The 16285-nt window shown below is 70.1% G+C and carries 15 protein-coding genes; 9 read left to right on the forward strand and 6 right to left on the reverse strand.

All coding sequences use genetic code 11. From position 1 onward, the window contains the following. Positions 1-7 precede the first annotated feature (7 nt). On the reverse strand, positions 8-883 hold the full coding sequence (locus BMZ82_RS19520; protein ID WP_093777449.1) for an alpha/beta hydrolase: 876 nt from the start codon (positions 881-883) through the stop codon (positions 8-10). A gap of 440 nt (positions 884-1323) precedes the next feature. Between BMZ82_RS19520 and rplM the strand changes: the two genes are divergently transcribed. From rplM to glmM, 3 genes are all read left to right on the forward strand, one after another. Beyond that, entirely contained in the window at positions 1324-1767 is a 444-nt protein-coding gene (rplM, locus tag BMZ82_RS19525) for a 50S ribosomal protein L13 (RefSeq protein WP_020132189.1), read from the forward strand. A gap of 44 nt (positions 1768-1811) precedes the next feature. After that, on the forward strand, positions 1812-2333 hold the full coding sequence (gene rpsI, locus BMZ82_RS19530) for a 30S ribosomal protein S9 (protein ID WP_093777451.1): 522 nt from the start codon (positions 1812-1814) through the stop codon (positions 2331-2333). A 284-nt stretch (positions 2334-2617) separates the two neighbouring features. Next, a complete protein-coding gene (glmM, locus tag BMZ82_RS19535; protein ID WP_093777453.1) occupies positions 2618-3976 on the forward strand; it encodes a phosphoglucosamine mutase in 1359 nt (452 codons plus the stop codon). Between the two features lie 117 nt (positions 3977-4093). On the opposite strand, the gene BMZ82_RS19540 is transcribed toward glmM, so the two are convergent. Together BMZ82_RS19540 and coaA are read right to left on the reverse strand one after the other, a co-directional pair. Then, positions 4094-5026 (reverse strand): TIGR00341 family protein, encoded by a 933-nt coding sequence (locus tag BMZ82_RS19540; protein WP_093777455.1) that lies wholly within the window; start codon positions 5024-5026, stop codon positions 4094-4096. A gap of 16 nt (positions 5027-5042) precedes the next feature. Beyond that, positions 5043-6011 (reverse strand): type I pantothenate kinase, encoded by a 969-nt coding sequence (gene coaA / locus BMZ82_RS19545; RefSeq protein ID WP_177244560.1) that lies wholly within the window; start codon positions 6009-6011, stop codon positions 5043-5045. A gap of 176 nt (positions 6012-6187) precedes the next feature. On the opposite strand from coaA, the gene glmS reads away from it, so the two are divergent. Then, positions 6188-8035 (forward strand): glutamine--fructose-6-phosphate transaminase (isomerizing), encoded by a 1848-nt coding sequence (gene glmS, locus BMZ82_RS19550; RefSeq protein ID WP_093777459.1) that lies wholly within the window; start codon positions 6188-6190, stop codon positions 8033-8035. 112 nt (positions 8036-8147) lie between these two features. Further along, positions 8148-8483 (forward strand): hypothetical protein, encoded by a 336-nt coding sequence (locus BMZ82_RS19555; RefSeq protein WP_093777461.1) that lies wholly within the window; start codon positions 8148-8150, stop codon positions 8481-8483. A gap of 19 nt (positions 8484-8502) precedes the next feature. Here the strand turns inward: BMZ82_RS19555 and BMZ82_RS19560 are convergent, their stop codons facing one another. Both BMZ82_RS19560 and BMZ82_RS19565 read right to left on the reverse strand, forming a co-directional pair. Continuing rightward, positions 8503-10305, reverse strand: coding sequence for a M16 family metallopeptidase (locus BMZ82_RS19560; protein WP_093777463.1), 1803 nt, complete (start codon positions 10303-10305; stop codon positions 8503-8505). Continuing rightward, positions 10302-11321, reverse strand: a complete 1020-nt coding sequence (locus BMZ82_RS19565) for a hypothetical protein (RefSeq protein ID WP_093777465.1) — start codon at positions 11319-11321, stop codon at positions 10302-10304. Before BMZ82_RS19565 ends, BMZ82_RS19560 begins: the two co-directional genes overlap by 4 nt. 225 nt (positions 11322-11546) lie before the next feature. Here BMZ82_RS19565 and BMZ82_RS19570 point away from each other — a divergent pair, with 225 nt between their 5' ends. Then, positions 11547-11918: a holo-ACP synthase gene (locus BMZ82_RS19570; RefSeq protein ID WP_093777467.1), complete on the forward strand. Its 372-nt coding sequence runs from the start codon at positions 11547-11549 to the stop codon at positions 11916-11918. Between the two features lie 96 nt (positions 11919-12014). Continuing rightward, entirely contained in the window at positions 12015-13568 is a 1554-nt protein-coding gene (locus BMZ82_RS19575; protein ID WP_093777468.1) for a bifunctional ADP-dependent NAD(P)H-hydrate dehydratase/NAD(P)H-hydrate epimerase, read from the forward strand. A gap of 54 nt (positions 13569-13622) precedes the next feature. On the opposite strand, the gene BMZ82_RS19580 is transcribed toward BMZ82_RS19575, so the two are convergent. Beyond that, positions 13623-14396, reverse strand: coding sequence for a helix-turn-helix domain-containing protein (locus tag BMZ82_RS19580; RefSeq protein ID WP_256252002.1), 774 nt, complete (start codon positions 14394-14396; stop codon positions 13623-13625). 590 nt (positions 14397-14986) lie between these two features. Here BMZ82_RS19580 and BMZ82_RS19585 point away from each other — a divergent pair. Together BMZ82_RS19585 and BMZ82_RS19590 are read left to right on the forward strand one after the other, a co-directional pair. Further along, positions 14987-15256 carry a DUF7848 domain-containing protein gene (locus tag BMZ82_RS19585; protein ID WP_093777472.1) on the forward strand — a complete coding sequence of 90 codons (270 nt, stop codon included), beginning with the start codon at positions 14987-14989 and terminating at the stop codon, positions 15254-15256. A 181-nt stretch (positions 15257-15437) separates the two neighbouring features. Further along, complete coding sequence (locus BMZ82_RS19590) at positions 15438-16271, forward strand: L,D-transpeptidase family protein (protein WP_256252003.1); 834 nt, start codon at positions 15438-15440, stop codon at positions 16269-16271. Positions 16272-16285: the final 14 nt, after the last annotated feature.

The following is a 16285-nucleotide window of genomic DNA, read 5'->3' on the forward strand; positions in this document are numbered from 1 at the left end:
TCGCAGGTCAGTTGTTGGCTGCCGCTGACGCCTGGGCCTCGCCGCGCTGGCGGATGCGCTGGAAGGCGAACTCGGCGAGGTCGTCGCCGGTGGTGAAGGCGGCGGTGTCCTTCGTCGTCACGTTCTTGCCGTTGGTGAAGCCGGTGATCGTGAAGTAGGCGTACCGGCCGTAGGAGTTGGTCGTCGAGCGGCAGATCGCGCCCTCGCAGAAGGCCTTGACGTCGCCGCCGGTGAGGGCCTTGACGATGCTGCGGTCGTCGGCCTGGCTCTTGGTCTTCAGGGCCTGCGCCTCGGTGTCGAAGACGGCCACGCCGACCGTCACCGCGAGGTTGTCCTTGGTGTACGTGATGCGCATCATGCGGGTGCAGCCGTTGGCGGTGAGGACCTTGGCCAGGGTGCCGGCGGCGCCCGAGGTGCAGGTGGTGCTGTCCGCCTTGGGGCCCTTCTTGTACACGGCCGCGTCCTTGGTGAGCTGCGTGCCGGGGAAGAGCAGGTCGGGGCCGTTGGGGGCGGTGTCCTTGGCCTTGCTGGCGACGAACTCCTTCGGGTCCAGCGGGGGCGGGGCGCTGGTCGGCGCGAAGGACGGGTCGGTGGACGCGCTCGGCAGGTCGGCGGTCGCGGGCAGCGAGCCGGTCGGCTTGTTCGCCTCGGCGCTGCCGTTCGCCGACACCACGCCCATGGCCACGGCGGTGCCGACGGCGAGGGTGGCGAGCACGCCGCCGCCTATGAGGAACACCCGGCGGCGCTTGTTGCGCGTCTCGGACGCCTCGGCGAGCGCGGCCCAGTCCGGGGTCCGGCCGTCATCGCCGGAGGCCCACGGCTGCTGGGAGTTCGGTTTCCACGGATCCCACTGGGACTGAGGTCCCCCCTGCCCATAGCTCATGGGCCGCATCTTAGACGGGGAGCGGGGGGTGCCGTTCCGGGACGACGGGCATCGCGGGCCCCGGTCTTCCCGGCGGGGGTGCGGGCAAACGCGACATCTCCGGGTGGTTCGGTACGGCGTTGCCGCGGGCCGCCGTACCGTGCGTCGTGGCGCGTGTGGCGCGGGCCACTCGGGACGGGGGGTGCCCAGGGGGTGCCTGTGGCGGTGGTCGGGGGCGGTGGACGGGGCCGTTTTGACCCGGCCGCCCGGACGCGGGTATCCTGCATCTTCGTTGTGTATTGGCGCGCTCTTCTCACGGGACGGGCCCTTACACCGGTCCACCGGGCCGATGACCAGCGACCAGCACGCGGTATGCGTCGCCGCAGTGCGGTCTGGGCTGTCGTGATCGTCTTCGGTGACCTTGTCAGGACCATTCACTGAAGAAGCGAAGGCTACGAACCGTGCGTACGTACAGCCCCAAGCCCGGCGATGTGACGCGCCAGTGGCACGTCATCGACGCTCAGGACATCGTCCTGGGCCGTCTCGCCACCACTGCCGCGTCCCTCCTCCGGGGCAAGCACAAGCCGATCTACGCGCCCCACGTCGACACCGGTGACTTCGTCATCATCATCAACGCCGACAAGGTGCACCTCTCCGGCAACAAGCGGACCCAGAAGATGGCCTACCGCCACTCCGGGTACCCGGGCGGTCTGCGCTCCGTGCGCTACGACGACCTGCTGGCGAACAACCCGGAGAAGGCCGTCGAGAAGGCCGTCAAGGGCATGCTCCCCAAGAACACGCTCGGCCGTCAGATGCTCTCGAAGCTGAAGGTCTACAAGGGTGACGTGCACCCGCACGCGGCGCAGCAGCCTGTGCCGTTCGAGATCACCCAGGTCGCGCAGTAATTCCGGCCACACCACCCCAAGCTGAAGAGAATCTGAGGAGAACCGTGGCCGAGACCACTGCCGAGCAGCCGCTCGAAGAGACCGAGCTCGTCGACATCGACAGCTACACCACCGAGTCCGAGGTCCCCGTCGAGGGTGAGTACACCTCGGAGTCGCTGGCCTCCCGCTTCGGCGAGCCCCAGCCGGCCGCCGGCCTGGGTCGCCGCAAGAACGCCATCGCTCGCGTCCGGATCGTCCCGGGCACCGGCAAGTGGAAGATCAACGGTCGCACCCTCGAGGACTACTTCCCGAACAAGGTGCACCAGCAGGAAGTCAACGAGCCGTTCAAGGTCCTCGAGCTCGAGGGTCGCTACGACGTCGTCGCCCGCATCTCCGGCGGCGGTGTCTCCGGTCAGGCCGGCGCGCTCCGTCTCGGTGTCGCCCGTGCGCTGAACGAGGCCGACGTCGACAACAACCGCGGCGCGCTCAAGAAGGCCGGCTTCCTCACGCGTGACGACCGTGCGGTCGAGCGCAAGAAGGCCGGTCTCAAGAAGGCCCGCAAGGCCCCGCAGTACAGCAAGCGTTAAGCTTCGCTGCCTGCTCGTACGTCATCCGGGTCGGACCGGACCGGTTTCGGTCCGCCCGTCGTACGTACTCCGAACGCCCCGGCGGCACGCCATAGTGTCGTCGGGGCGTTCGTTTTCTCGCAGCCGTGGGCGTATAACGGCACAAGGTGCTCAAAGGCTTGTGTGATCGGATGTTCAGGGCATCCAATGCCTGAATGCGGAGCCGCCGTGGGCCGACCGACCTCGGTCGATCGTCCGACGCACCCGTCACGGCTTTTGAAACTGACGCTTCCTCAGGAGGACAAGTGGGACGACTCTTCGGCACGGACGGCGTGCGCGGTGTCGCCAACGCGGATCTGACGGCGGAGATGGCGCTCGGCCTGTCCGTCGCGGCGGCGCACGTGCTGGCCGAGGCGGGTACGTTCCGGGGGCACCGGCCGGTGGCCGTGGTCGGACGGGATCCGCGTGCGTCCGGGGAGTTCCTGGAGGCCGCCGTGGTGGCGGGCCTGGCGAGTGCGGGTGTGGACGTGCTGAAGGTCGGCGTGCTGCCCACGCCCGCCGTCGCCTACCTCACCGGCGTGCTCGGCGCCGACCTGGGCGTGATGCTCTCCGCCAGCCACAACGCGATGCCCGACAACGGCATCAAGTTCTTCGCGCGCGGCGGCCACAAGCTCGCCGACGAGCTCGAGGACCGGATCGAGTCCGTCTACGACGAGCACCGCACCGGCGCGCCGTGGGACCGGCCGACCGGCAGTGGCGTCGGCCGCGTCCGCTCCTACGACGAGGGGTTCGACCGGTACGTCGCCCACCTCATCGCCGTCCTGCCGAACCGGCTCGACGGGCTGAAGATCGTCCTCGACGAGGCGCACGGCGCCGCTGCGTGGGTGTCGCCGGAGGCGTTCGCGCGGGCCGGCGCGGAGGTCGTGACCATCGGGGCCGAGCCGGACGGGCTCAACATCAACGACGGCTGCGGGTCCACGCACCTGGACAAGCTGAAGGCCGCGGTCATCGAGCACGGGGCCGCGCTCGGCATCGCGCACGACGGGGACGCCGACCGGTGCCTCGCCGTGGACCACACGGGCGAGGAGATCGACGGGGACCAGATCCTCGCCGTGCTCGCGCTGTCCATGCGGGAGCGGGGGGTGCTGCGCTCGGACACCGTCGTCGCGACGGTCATGTCCAACCTCGGCTTCAAGCTGGCGATGGAGCGGGAGGGGATCCGGCTCGTGCAGGCCGCCGTCGGCGACCGGTATGTGCTGGAGGAGATGAAGGAGCACGGGTACGCGCTGGGCGGTGAGCAGTCCGGGCACGTGATCATCCTCGACCATGCGACGACGGGTGACGGGACGCTGACGGGGCTCATGCTGGCGGCTCGGGTCGTCCAGAGCGGGCGGTCGTTGCGGGAACTGGCCGCTGTGATGGAGCGGTTGCCGCAGGTGCTGGTCAATGTGCCGGATGTCGATCGGGCTCGGGTCGGTTCTTCTGCCGAGCTTGCGGCGGCTGTTGGCGAGGCGGAGCGGGAACTCGGTTCCACCGGGCGGGTGTTGCTGCGGCCTTCCGGGACCGAGCCGCTTGTGCGGGTGATGGTTGAGGCCGCTGATATCGATCAGGCTCGGGCTGTTGCCGGGCGGTTGGCGGATGTGGTGAAGTCCGCGCTCGGTTAAGTGCCGGGTGGGGGTGGGGGGTTCTGTCGTTTGCGGGCTGCGGGTTCGTTGTGGCTGGGTGCGCCCACGCGGCGGAGCCGCAAATCGACACAGCCCCGCGCCCCTGGGGCGTCTGCGCTAGCCCCTGATTGCACGTTGCCGTGCCCAAAGCGCTTTCTGGGCCAGTAGCGTCAGCGTGGAGGCCAGGATGATGCCCAGTAGGTTCAGTAGGAGTTGGGTTGTCGAGCCCCAGGTCTGTTCGGTGTCGCCGTAGCTGAGGGCCACGGCCGCGTTGGCGGCTGCCGGGACCGTCGTGACCGAGATGGCCACGCCCACCAGGGCACCGGACTTCGCGGAGGTCAGGGAGAGGGTGCCGGCGATGCCCGCGAGGACGGCGACGATGAAGGAGAACCAGTCCGGCGCGTAGACGAAGGCGGTCTGAGGGCGGTCGGCCTCCAACTGCTCCTTGCTGAACAGGGCCAGGGCGTCCATGAAGAGGCTGAAGCCCACCGTCACCGCCATCGCCACCGCGAAGCCGGCCAGCAGGGCGATCAGTGAGCGCAGGGCCAGTCGGGGAGCGCGCTGCACGATCGACGTGGAGATGCCGGCCAGCGGGCCGAACTCGGGGCCCACGGCCATCGCCCCCACGATCAGGACCGCGTTGTCGAGCACCACACCGCAGGCCGCGATCATCGTGGCGAGGGTGATGAACGCGACGTAGGTGATGGAGAGCGTCGACTCCTCGTGGGTGGCGTCCGTGAGGTGCTCCCACAGGACCGCGTCGGCGCCCTCGCCGGGCGCCTCCGCCTCGGCCTTGTCGGCGCGCAGGGAGAGCGACAGGTCGATGTTCTCGACGGCGATCGAGCCGGTCTTGTCCAGCCCCAACTGCTGGAGGCGGGTGAGGAGTTCGTCCCCCGCCTCGCGTGCCACGTCGCACAGGACGACGTCGCCGGCCGGGTTGCGGGCCGCGCCCGGCACCACCACGAGGTGGGTGGTGCCGACGGTGTTCTCGATCAGGTGGACCACGTCGTCGGTCCGGTCCGACGGTGTGATCAGGCGCAGGTGCAGCATGGGGGCAGGGTAGCCGTCAGAGTTTGCGCAGGCGCAGGCGCTGCACCTTGTGGTCCGGGCCCTTGCGGACCACGAGGGTGGCCCGGCCGCGGGTGGGGGCGATGTTCTCCACCAGGTTGGGCTTGTTGATGGTGTGCCAGAGGGTGCGGGCGTAGTCGACGGCCTCCTCCTCGGAGACCTGGGTGTACTTCGTGAAGTACGAGTCGGGGTTCTGGAAGGCGGTCTGGCGCAGTTTCCGGAACCGGCTGAGGTACCAGCGCTCGATGTCCTCGGCGCTCGCGTCGACGTACACGCTGAAGTCGAAGTAGTCGGCGAGGCCGACGCGGGTGCGGCCGTCCTTGCCGGGGAGGGCGGGCTGCAGGACGTTCAGGCCCTCGACGATGAGGATGTCGGGGCGGCGGACGGTGAGCCTGCGGTCCGGGACGATGTCGTAGATCAGGTGGGAGTAGACGGGCGCTGTGACCTCGTCCTTGCCCGCCTTGATGTCGGCCACGAAGCGGGTCAGGGCGCGGCGGTCGAAGGACTCGGGGAAACCTTTCCGCGCCATCAGGCCGCGGGCCTCCAGTTCCCTGGTGGGGAGCAGGAAGCCGTCCGTGGTGACCAGCTCCACGCGGGGGTGTTCCGGCCAGCGGGACAGGAGCGCCTGGAGGAGCCGGGCGACGGTGGACTTCCCCACGGCCACGGAGCCGGCGACGCCTATCACGAAGGGGGTGCCGGACTGCGAGCCCTGTTCGCCGAGGAAGGTGTTGAGGGCGCCGCGCAGGCCGTCGGTGGCGCCGACGTAGAGGTTGAGGAGGCGGGAGAGCGGGAGGTAGATGTCGCGCACCTCGTCGAGGTCGATGACGTCGCCGAGTCCGCGCAGCTTCTCGACCTCCTCGGCCGTCAGCGGCAACGGCGTCTTCTCGCGCAGCGCGCTCCACTCGCTTCGGGTGAGGTCGACGTAGGGAGTCGCCTCCGGCCTGTGCCGGTGGGCGCTCCGGGGCATCGGGGAGACCGGGGAGATCACACTCCATTGTGAACGGAGTTTGAACGGGGCGGCGGGTGGGGTCCGTCACGGTCCGGGGGTAGGGGTGAGGTTAGGGGGCGTTCGGGCGTGGGAATTTCCGAAATCGGGCACGTGGAGGGTCTTTCGGGGCGGGGATCGGTCGTAGGCTGCCGCGCATGTGCGGAATCGTGGGATACGTGGGGTCTCAGTCGGCGCTCGACGTCGTCATGGCCGGACTGAAGCGGCTGGAGTACCGGGGGTACGACTCGGCGGGTGTCGCCGTGCCGGCCGACGGGGGGCTGGCCGCCGCGAGGAAGGCGGGCAAGCTCGTCAATCTGGAGAAGGAGCTGACGGAACGGCCGTTGCCGGCCGGGACGACGGGCATCGGGCACACGCGGTGGGCCACCCATGGCGGGCCCACCGACGCCAACGCCCATCCTCATCTCGACAACGCGGGGCGCGTCGCCGTCGTGCACAACGGGATCATCGAGAACTTCGCCGCGCTGCGGGGCGAGCTGGCCGAGCGGGGGCACGAGCTGCTCTCCGAGACCGACACCGAGGTCGTGGCGCATCTGCTCGCCGAGGAGTTCTCCGTGACCGCCGACCTGGCGGAGTCCATGCGGCTGGTGTGCCGGCGGCTGGAGGGGGCGTTCACGCTGGTCGCGGTGCATGCCGACGAGCCCGATGTGGTGGTCGGCGCGCGGCGGAACTCACCACTGGTGGTGGGCGTTGGAGAGGGTGAGGCCTTTCTCGCCTCGGACGTCGCCGCGTTCATCGCCCACACGCGGTCGGCGATCGAGCTGGGTCAGGACCAGGTGGTGGAGCTGCGCAGGGACGGCGTGACGGTGACCGGGTTCGACGGCCGTCCGGCGGACGTGCGCTCGTATCACGTCGACTGGGACGCGTCGGCGGCCGAAAAGGGGGGGTATGACTACTTCATGCTCAAGGAGATCGCCGAGCAGCCCAAGGCTGTCGCCGATACCCTGCTGGGCCGTATCGACGCCTCGGGTGCGCTGACCCTCGACGAGGTGCGGATCCCGGCCGCCGAGCTGCGGAAGGTCGACAAGGTCGTCATCGTCGCGTGCGGTACGGCCTTCCACGCGGGCCTCATCGCCAAGTACGCCATCGAGCACTGGACGCGCATCCCGTGCGAGGTGGAGCTGGCCAGCGAGTTCCGCTACCGGGATCCGATCCTCGACTCGACGTCGCTCGTCATCGCCATCTCGCAGTCCGGCGAGACGATGGACACGCTGATGGCGCTGCGGCATGCGCGCGAGCAGGGGTCCAAGGTGCTGGCCATCTGCAACACCAACGGCTCGACCATCCCGCGTGAGTCGGACGCGGTGCTGTACACGCACGCCGGGCCGGAGGTGGCGGTCGCCTCGACGAAGGCGTTCCTGACGCAACTGGTCGCCTGCTATCTGGTCGCGCTGTACCTCGGCCAGGTGCGCGGCACCAAGTGGGGGGACGAGATCCAGGACGTCGTCCGGGACCTCGCGCAGATCTCCGGCTCCGTCGACCGGGTGCTGGAGACCATGGAGCCGGTGCGGGAGCTGGCGCGGTCGCTCGCCGACAAGGACACGGTGCTGTTCCTGGGGCGGCACGTGGGGTATCCCGTCGCGCTGGAGGGTGCGCTGAAGCTGAAGGAGCTGGCGTACATGCACGCGGAGGGGTTCGCCGCGGGGGAGCTGAAGCACGGGCCGATCGCGCTCATCGAGGAGGATCTGCCGGTGGTGGTGGTCGTGCCGTCGCCGCGCGGGCGGTCCGTCCTCCACGACAAGATCGTGTCCAACATCCAGGAGATCCGGGCCCGGGGTGCGCGCACGATCGTGATCGCGGAGGAGGGGGACGAGGCGGTGGTGCCGTACGCCGACCATCTCGTCCGGATCCCCGTCACGCCGACCCTGCTCCAGCCGCTGGTGGCCACGGTGCCGTTGCAGGTCTTCGCGTGCGAACTGGCGACGGCTCGCGGCAACGAGGTGGACCAGCCGCGCAACCTGGCGAAGTCGGTGACGGTGGAGTAGGGGGTGGTGGAGCAGAGGGGGGAGAAGGGGGCGGTGCGTGCGGTTGTGCCTAGGCTCTGAAGCTGCTCAAGTCGCTTGGCTGGTGCGGAGTTTGACGGTCACGATGATGCGTATGACAGGAATCGCGGGGCTGAAGAAGAAGCAGGACTTCGTGCTGGTCGTCCGGGACGCCGATGTGATCGTGGCGGCGCTGCGGGAGGCGCTGGCCGAGGCCTCCGACGGGGAGCGGGCGGGGCTGGCACGCGCCGTCGCGCTCGCCGAGGCCAAGGCCGCCGCCGACACGTCCCGGTTGCGCGCCGACTGGGTCCACGCCCGGCTGGCCGCCGTCGGTTTCACGGGGGACGTCGGCTCGGTCGACGCGGTGAGGGTGCTGCGGAAGGCGGAGCCGACGCTGAGTCTGCTGGCGGCGGTTCTGCTGCAGAAGGATGCGGTGGCTCGTTCGGAGTGATCCACCCGGGGGGGGGGGGCTAGCGTTGTCTGCGGGTTTTTCGGGCCGTGTGCAGTTTCCAGGTGGCGAAGGCCAGGGGGAGTTCCAGGATCCAGACGCCGACGACCGCGTCCCACTCCGGGGCGGCGGCCGCGGACTCGTCGGCGGTGATGATTCCGCAGAGCAGGCCCCAGGACAGTGCCAGCAGGCCGACGAGGCAGAGGGCGGTGGTCCAGGCCCAGGTGGTGGCGGCGCCTGTGGCGGACTGCCTTGCGGCGGTCTGGTTGCGGGGCTGCGGCTGGGGGATGTGGTCGGGGGCGCGGGCCGGCATGCGTACCGTCGCCTCGGAGGGGACGGCCGCGTCCAGTGCCGCTATGCGTTCCGGGGTCACCCCCCGGTACAGCGTGGGTTCCACGGTGACCGAGAAGCCGTCGTGGCCGGTGAGGCTGCGGGCGCCGTCGGGGCGGGTGGTCATCGCGGCGCAGGCGTCGTAGCGGACGGTGATCGGGCCGCGCGGGGTCAGGAGGCTGACGCCCTCGGCGCCGATGACCAGGGTGACCTGCTCGTCCTCCAGGGACTGGTGGCGGGTGCCGGTGACGGTGGCGGAGGTGCTGGAGAACTGGGGGGCGAGGGTGAGGCCCGCCCAGTCGACGCCCCGGCCGGGGACCTGGAGCAGCGCGCTGTCCCAGGCCTCGCGGGCGACCTCGCGCAGGTCGTCCAGGGTCACCGCGTTCAGCTCCGCCTTGTGCTGCTCGGGGGTGAGGATGCGGTGCCCGAGAAGCAGGCTCAGGGCGTACGAGGGGAGGGTGGCGGCCGCGAGGTCGGGGGTGTCGTACCGCTTGAGGAGTTTGGTGCGGACGGAGTCCAGTTCGGACTGCTCGATGCGGCCCGCGCGGAGGCGGGCGAGGGTGTCGACGAAGCCGCCGACGACCGCGTCCTGCTTCTGCGGGAGGGCGTCGGCGTACGCGGTGAGGGTGGCGAAGTCGGCGTCGCGCGGGGAGTAGTCGGCCTCCGCGGTGTAGGAGTAGCCGCCCTCCTGGCGCAGGTCCTGGAACAGGGCCCGGCCCAGGACGTCCGCGAAGACGCCGGCCGCGGTCGAGCGGCGCAGCACGGAGGTGAGGACGACGTGGCCGTCGTCGCCGCTGATGTACGCGGGGGTGGTGGGCAGCGCGCTGGTCGCGGCGGGGGCGGGGAAGCGGGTGCCCTCGGGGAGGGTCAGGTCCAGGCCCTCGGGGACGTGGTCGCTGGTGATCCAGAGGACCGCGTTGTCGCGGGTGAAGCGGGTCCGCGCCCAGTCGCGCACCTGGTCGGGGGTCAGGCTCCAGGTGCCCAGCTCGTTGTAGCTGGGCAGGCCGTAGCCCTGCGCGCCGTAGCGCCACAGCGGCATCCGGTGCTGGGGGCCGCCGCCGCGGCCGGCCGCCTCCGTGCGGAGGATCTCCTTCTCCGTCTCCAGCCGCTGCATCGGCAGGTCGCGCAGCGCCGCGCACACGCTGTTGAGGTACGTGACGACCTCGTCCTCGCTGCCGTGGACGTGGAAGAGGGTGTACGTGTTCGCCGTCGCGCCGTTGTAGTGCAGGTCGGACAGGCCGAGGCGGTGCAGGGCGAGGTGCTCGACGAGGTGGGTGAGGCCGGCGGTGGCCAGCGTCTCGTCGGCCTGGCCCACCCGGAAGAAGAGACCGGCGGTGATCTCGTTGCCGGACGCGGACGCGGACGCGGACGCGGAGGCGGTCGCGGGGGCGGAGGCGTAGAGGGTGGGGATGTGGTGGGTGGTGGTGTGGGAGACGAGGCCGGTGAGGGGCGTGAGGGCGGTGAGGTCGTCTTGCTTGTGCGGGTTCGTGGTCATCGGGTGTCGCCTCCCCGGCTTTCCAGCGCGGACTTGCGGAAGTTGAGGAACGCCGACTTCTTGTCGGGCAGGTACTGCCACGGGAACTCGGACGCGCGGTCGCCGAGGGACGCGAAGTGCGGGGCCGCGTCCGCGAAGTGGTTGCCGAGCGAGAAGGCGAACGCGAACGCGTTGTGCGCGCCGATCGAGTTCCAGTCGGGCCGGTGGTCCGGGTGCAGTACGGAGACCTGGGCGGCGAAGCGCAGGTCGTCGCGGACCGGCAGGCCCCGCATATAGGCCGCGCCCTCGCCGCCCGGCAGGTCGAGCCACTGCTCGATGTGGACGAGGGCGACCAGAGCGGCGGCGTTCGAACCGTCGGGGGCGGCGGTCGCGCACTCGCGGGCGAAGCCGTGCGCCGCGTCCCACGAGCCGCTCCACTTCGGGCACAACTGCTGGAGCAGTTGCGTCTGGGCGCGGTAGTGGTGGGGGTGGTGGGCGGCCAGCCGGTCGTAGCGGCGGCGGGCCTCCGCCTGCCCCAGTTGCAGGCCGCGCGCGGTCATCAGGCGGGCGGTCCAGGCGGGGGCGTACGCGGGGTGCTCGGCGCACACCTCGATCAGTATCTGCTCGGCCCGCCGCAGCCAGTCGTGGAACTGGCCGAACTGCTCCCGCGAGACGTGCTGGGCGCGGGCGCCGCTGCGGATGTCCCAGCCGATGTAGACGTACCGCTCGGCGAGGAGGGTGCGCGGGAGCGGGTCGGCGGGCTGGTCGGCGGCGGCCCGCTCCAGGAAGTTCTCGACGCCGGGGATGTCGGCGAGGAGGCTGGTGGCCGAGGCGAGTTCGTCGACGGAGTCGAGCGCCGCGAAGTAGTCCCGGACGGCCGGCCAGTCTCCGGCCTGCGCGGCGGTGCGCAGCGGGATCAGCTCGGGGGTGTTGTCGTACGGGTCGAATGTCGGCCCCGACCCCGACCCCGGTCCCTGCCCCGGTCCCGGCCCTGAAGAGCCCGCGCCCGTGGGATTGGTGCTGGTGGTGCTGGTCATGCCTCCGCCCCCTGGCGTCACTGTCCGCGGCGCGCGGGCTGGCCCCCCAGGGCGCGCGGCGGGTTCGTCATGTTCCTGACGTCATGTTCCTGACGTCGTCGTCACGTCGTCGTCTTCTGCTCGGCGTCGTCAAGTTCGGCTTGAGGGCGTCGAGTTCACGTTGACGTGATCATGCTGCCGCAGGCTAGCAGCCGACTGTGACAGTGCGGCCTTAGGGTGCTCGGCATGAGCATCATCGGGGTCGGTATCGACGTTGCCGAGATCGAGCGGTTCGCGGCGTCGATGGAACGGACGCCCGGGCTTGCCCAGCGGCTGTTCCTGGAGAGCGAGTTGTTGCTGCCGAGCGGCGAGCGGCGGGGCGCTGCCTCGCTGGCGGCGCGGTTCGCGGCGAAGGAGGCGTTGGCCAAGGCGCTGGGGGCACCGCCCGGGCTGTTGTGGACGGACGCGGAGGTGTACGTCGAGGACAACGGGCGGCCTCGGTTGCGGGTGCGGGGGACTGTCGCCGCGCGGGCGGCCGAACTGGGCGTTCGGTCGTGGCATGTGTCGTTGAGTCATGACGCGGGTGTCGCTTCGGCGGTGGTGATCGCGGAGGGGTGATGGGCGGGGGCTGGTCCCCACGCGCGGACGGGGCTGATGGGCGTGGGGTGAGCTGACCGGGTGCGGTGGTGGGGGCCGTCGGGGGAGACTCGGGGTATGCGTACTGCCTACTGCGTGGAGACCGTTCGTCGTGCCGAGCGGGCCCTGATGGCCCGGGTTCCGGAAGGGGCGCTGATGCAGCGGGCCGCCGCCGGGCTGGCCGCCGCCTGTGCGGATCTGCTGGGGCGGGTGTACGGGCGGCGGATCGTGCTGCTGGTGGGGAGCGGGGACAACGGGGGTGACGCCCTGTACGCCGGGGCTCGGCTGGCCCGGCGGGGGGCGGGGGTGACCGCTGTGCTGCTCGCGCCCGAGCGGACGCATGCCGGGGGGCTGGCGGCTCTGCGGCGGGCCGGGGGGCGCACGGTCGCGGTCGGCGGGGGAGCGGGGGGCGCGTCGGGGGGTGCGCCGGGTGGGGTGTTCGGTGGGGCGGTGAGTGGGGCTGCTCGTGGGGCTGCTCGTGGGGTTGAGGAGGCTGTTCGGCGGGCTGATCTGGTGGTTGACGGCATCGTCGGGATCGGGGGGCGGGGCGGGCTGCGGCCCGAGGCGGCCGGGTTGGCCGCGGTGGTCGCCGGGGCGCGGGCGCTCGTCGTCGCCGTCGACCTGCCCAGCGGGGTCGACGCCGACACCGGTGAGGTGCACGGGAGTGCGATCCGCGCCGATCTGACCGTCACCTTCGGCACGCACAAGCCGGGGCTGCTCGTCGATCCGGCGCGGGAGTACGCCGGGTCCGTGCGGCTCGTCGACATCGGGCTCGGGGGTGAACTGCCGGACGAGCCCGAGCTGGAGGCCTTGCAGCATGCGGACGTGGCCGCGTTGTTGCCGGTGCCGGGTGGCGAGAGCGACAAGTATCGGCGCGGGGTGGTCGGGATCGCGGCCGGGTCGGCCCGGTATCCGGGTGCGGCGGTGCTGGCCGTCGCGGGGGCGCTGCGGGGCGGGGCGGGGGCCGTGCGGTACGTGGGGCCGGCCGGGGACGCGGTCATCGCGCGGTTTCCCGAGACCCTCGTGTCCGACCAGGGGCCCGGGCACGCCGGGCGGGTGCAGGCGTGGGTCGTCGGGCCGGGTATCGGGGACGACGCGCGGACGGTGGCGGAGGTGCTGGCCGCGGAGGTGCCGGTGCTGATCGACGCGGACGGGTTGCGGCTGGCGGACGCCGATGCGGTACGGGGGCGTGGCGCGCCGACGTTGATGACGCCGCACGCGGGGGAGGCGGCCGCGTTGTTGGGGGTGGCGCGGGAGGAGGTGGAGGGGGCTCGACTGGCTGCCGTGCGGGAGTTGGCGGCGCGGTATCGGGCGACGGTGCTGTTGAAGGGGTCGACGACGTTGGTTGCGGATGTGGGGGGTGTGGCGGGTGTGGGGCATGCGGGGCGGGTCGGGGTGGTGCGGGTGAATGCCACGGGGACTGCTTGGCTGGCCACCGCCGGGAGTGGGGATGTGTTGTCGGGGCTTGCGGGGTCGTTGCTGGCGGCGGGGTTGAGTGCGTTGGATGCGGGGAGTGTGGGGGCGTATCTGCATGGGTTGGCGGGGCGGTTCGCGGCGGCGGGGGCGCCGGTGGGGGCGCAGGATGTGGCGGAGGGGGTTCGGGGGGCTTGGCGGGATGTGGTGACGGGGTAGGGGGTGGGGTTTTTCGCCCCCGCCGCCCCTACCCCTTCTGCGTTTCACGGTGAACTAACGCTGCCTGTCGGCCGCAGGCTCTACCGGTACGCCCCTTGACCACAACTCCTCTGCATGCTCGGCAAATCGAGCGAACATGCCCCCATTGTCGTACTGCCGCAGGTGCAGGAGTGGCGAGTCATGGCCGACCATTCGGGCGAGGTGGGGAGTGACCAGCGCCTCATTGTCGAATCGGAATACGGACAGGGATACGTGGTTCACCGCGTCACCGGGGGCCGAGAATCGCGTTTCCAGACCCTCGTGTGACCCGAGCTTTCCCAGGTTTTCAAGTGTGATGCGAATGCGCGTGGATACTGTGAGCGCCACATCTTCGATCGTTTCTCGATTGCGCGTCACTTCCCCATCCGGGTCGCCCAGGAGGAAGCGTACTCGACAGCCGCTGTCGAGTTTCTGGCGCAGGGTTGAGACGAATGCGGGCTGGTCGAGCCACAGGAAGTAATTCGTGTATCCCGCGAAGAACAGTTCTCCTGTGGAATGGGCGATCAGTTCCCCCCATACGGTTGAAGGGCAGGAAGATCGGTACGGATAAGAACGGATGATCTCCCGGTCGCCACCGGTTTTAATACGGTCCTTGACGGCTTTCGGCCACAACATTTCTTCGTCAACTCCCAACGCCTTGCAGGCGTCTTCCCGGTTCCGGGCGTGCGGGATCAGATCGGCGTCCGCAACCCATCGCTCAACGGTCTTGCCCGAGACGCCCACTCGTGCGGCAAGCTGCCGTGGCGTCAGTCCGGCAGACTGCATAGCGGAACGCAGGGCGGTGTTCAAGGTTCCCCCCGGGGACGTTTGGGCGTTCTTCCACGCTACCGCCGAGGCGTCCCAGGTGTCGCGGCACCTGGACAAAGACGTCCTTGATGGGCCGTCAGCATGGCCGGACAGCAAGGACCCCCGCGACCGTGCGACCGGTCCGGGGGCGTGGCCAACGCTTCAGAGGAGCGTCGACGTGGCAGACCTTATCCGCACCGCACTCGAACGGGTGAGAGCCGTATTCCGGCCCCGTACCCCCGGCAGGCACCGACCCGCTGCATCCCCCGTTGCGCCGCAGTCGTGGGAACACGCGGGCGCTGTCGTTCGGTCCTACGTCGAGCGCCTGGGCGATCCGCCCAGGGACGCCGACACAAGTGCCCAGGCAGACCCTTGGAGGGATGCCAGGTGAGCATGACTATTTCGGTGTACCGGGTCAATCGGGAGACGGGTGTCCGCACACCCGTGCGCGCAAGGCGTCCGGTAAAGCCGGTACAGGTACCGGAAGTAAGCACGAGTTACCCGACGTGCACGTGTACGGGCTGCGGGGGTCGTCCGGAAATGCTGCGCGCCAAATTGGCCGAAGTGAACAGGCGCAGCCGGGGGGAATTGTGATGCGTTCGATCATCAAGGCTGCGGAATGGACGCTGGGTGCGGAAACCGCCGAGGGTGCCCCGCAGGGCATCTACTCCGCCGTACGCATGGCGTGCGGGGCGGAAGCCAAGCCAACCGACAACGAGCCTATGCCTGTTGAGGTATGGGCGCTGAAACACATAGGTCTGAATCCGACTCATCGGCAATTCAAGGCCATGGTCGAGACCTATTGGCGCGTGACCCCGGTAGAGGGCAACCCCTACCGCGAGAGCGACGCCCTGGACGTCTGAGGTGTCGACGGTGTTTCAGGATGGCCTCCCTTGTCTCTTGGAGGCCGGCGTTGATGAGCAGGCTGGGCAGGCTGCCCCTCGTAAGGGTGACCCCACCGCGCGCCGTCCCCGGCCGACGGGTGGCCCGCGTTTCTCTGATCGTGTGATCAGTGTACGAAGTGCGGCTTTTCTTCTTGTTGTCGTGTCTCTTCTTCCCCTTGGGGCCTCCGCCCGCGCCGCCCCCGCGCCGCCCGACCCGCAGAACCAGCTCGTGCCCGGTGTGCCGCCGGGGGTGGATCTGCCCTGGCAGATCGATACGCCCGATCAGGTGCTCGCGCCCACGGTGTACGAGCCGTCTGCCGCCGAGGATGCCGTTGAGCCGCGGGAGGCGGTGGACGGGACGTATGCGCTGGTCGAGTACGTGCCGTTGGAGGAGGTGGCCCTGCGGGTGGCCTGTACCAAGCGGGTGGGGCCTTATCAGCGGGCCGTCGAGCGGTGGCTGAAGTTGACGGTGGACGGGAAGCAGTCCGCCGCCGACTGCCGGGCCATCCGGGCTTTTCAGAAGACTCAGAAGATCCAGCCTGCTATTGGGTTTGCTGGGCCTGTTACCTGGGCTCGGATGCAGCTCATCTCCGCCAAGAAGAATCCGAACGCCGCGAAGAAGTGTCCGGTGCGGGTCTACCGGGTCGCCTGTGTGGATCTCGATCGGCAGGTGACGTGGGTGCAGAAGGGGGCGAAGGTCGTCTTCGGGCCCGTGTCGATGCGGAGCGGGCGGGCCGCCCATCCGACCCGTAAGGGGTGGCACACCGTCTACTGGCGGCACAAGAACCATGTGTCGACCCTCTACAACACCCCCATGCCGTACGCCCAGTTCTTCGACGGCGGCCAGGCCTTCCACGCCGTCTACGGCACCATCCACACCACCATCGGCTCCCAGGGCTGCGTCAATCTCACCCTCGGTGACGCGCGGAAACTGTGGGGTGTGCTGAAGAAGGGCGACCGGGTCTACGTGTGGGGTCACCGGCCCGGTACCTAGGGGGCTGTCCAAGC

The sequence above is a fragment of the Streptomyces sp. yr375 genome (assembly GCF_900110755.1).
Classification (GTDB): Bacteria; Actinomycetota; Actinomycetes; order Streptomycetales; family Streptomycetaceae; genus Streptomyces.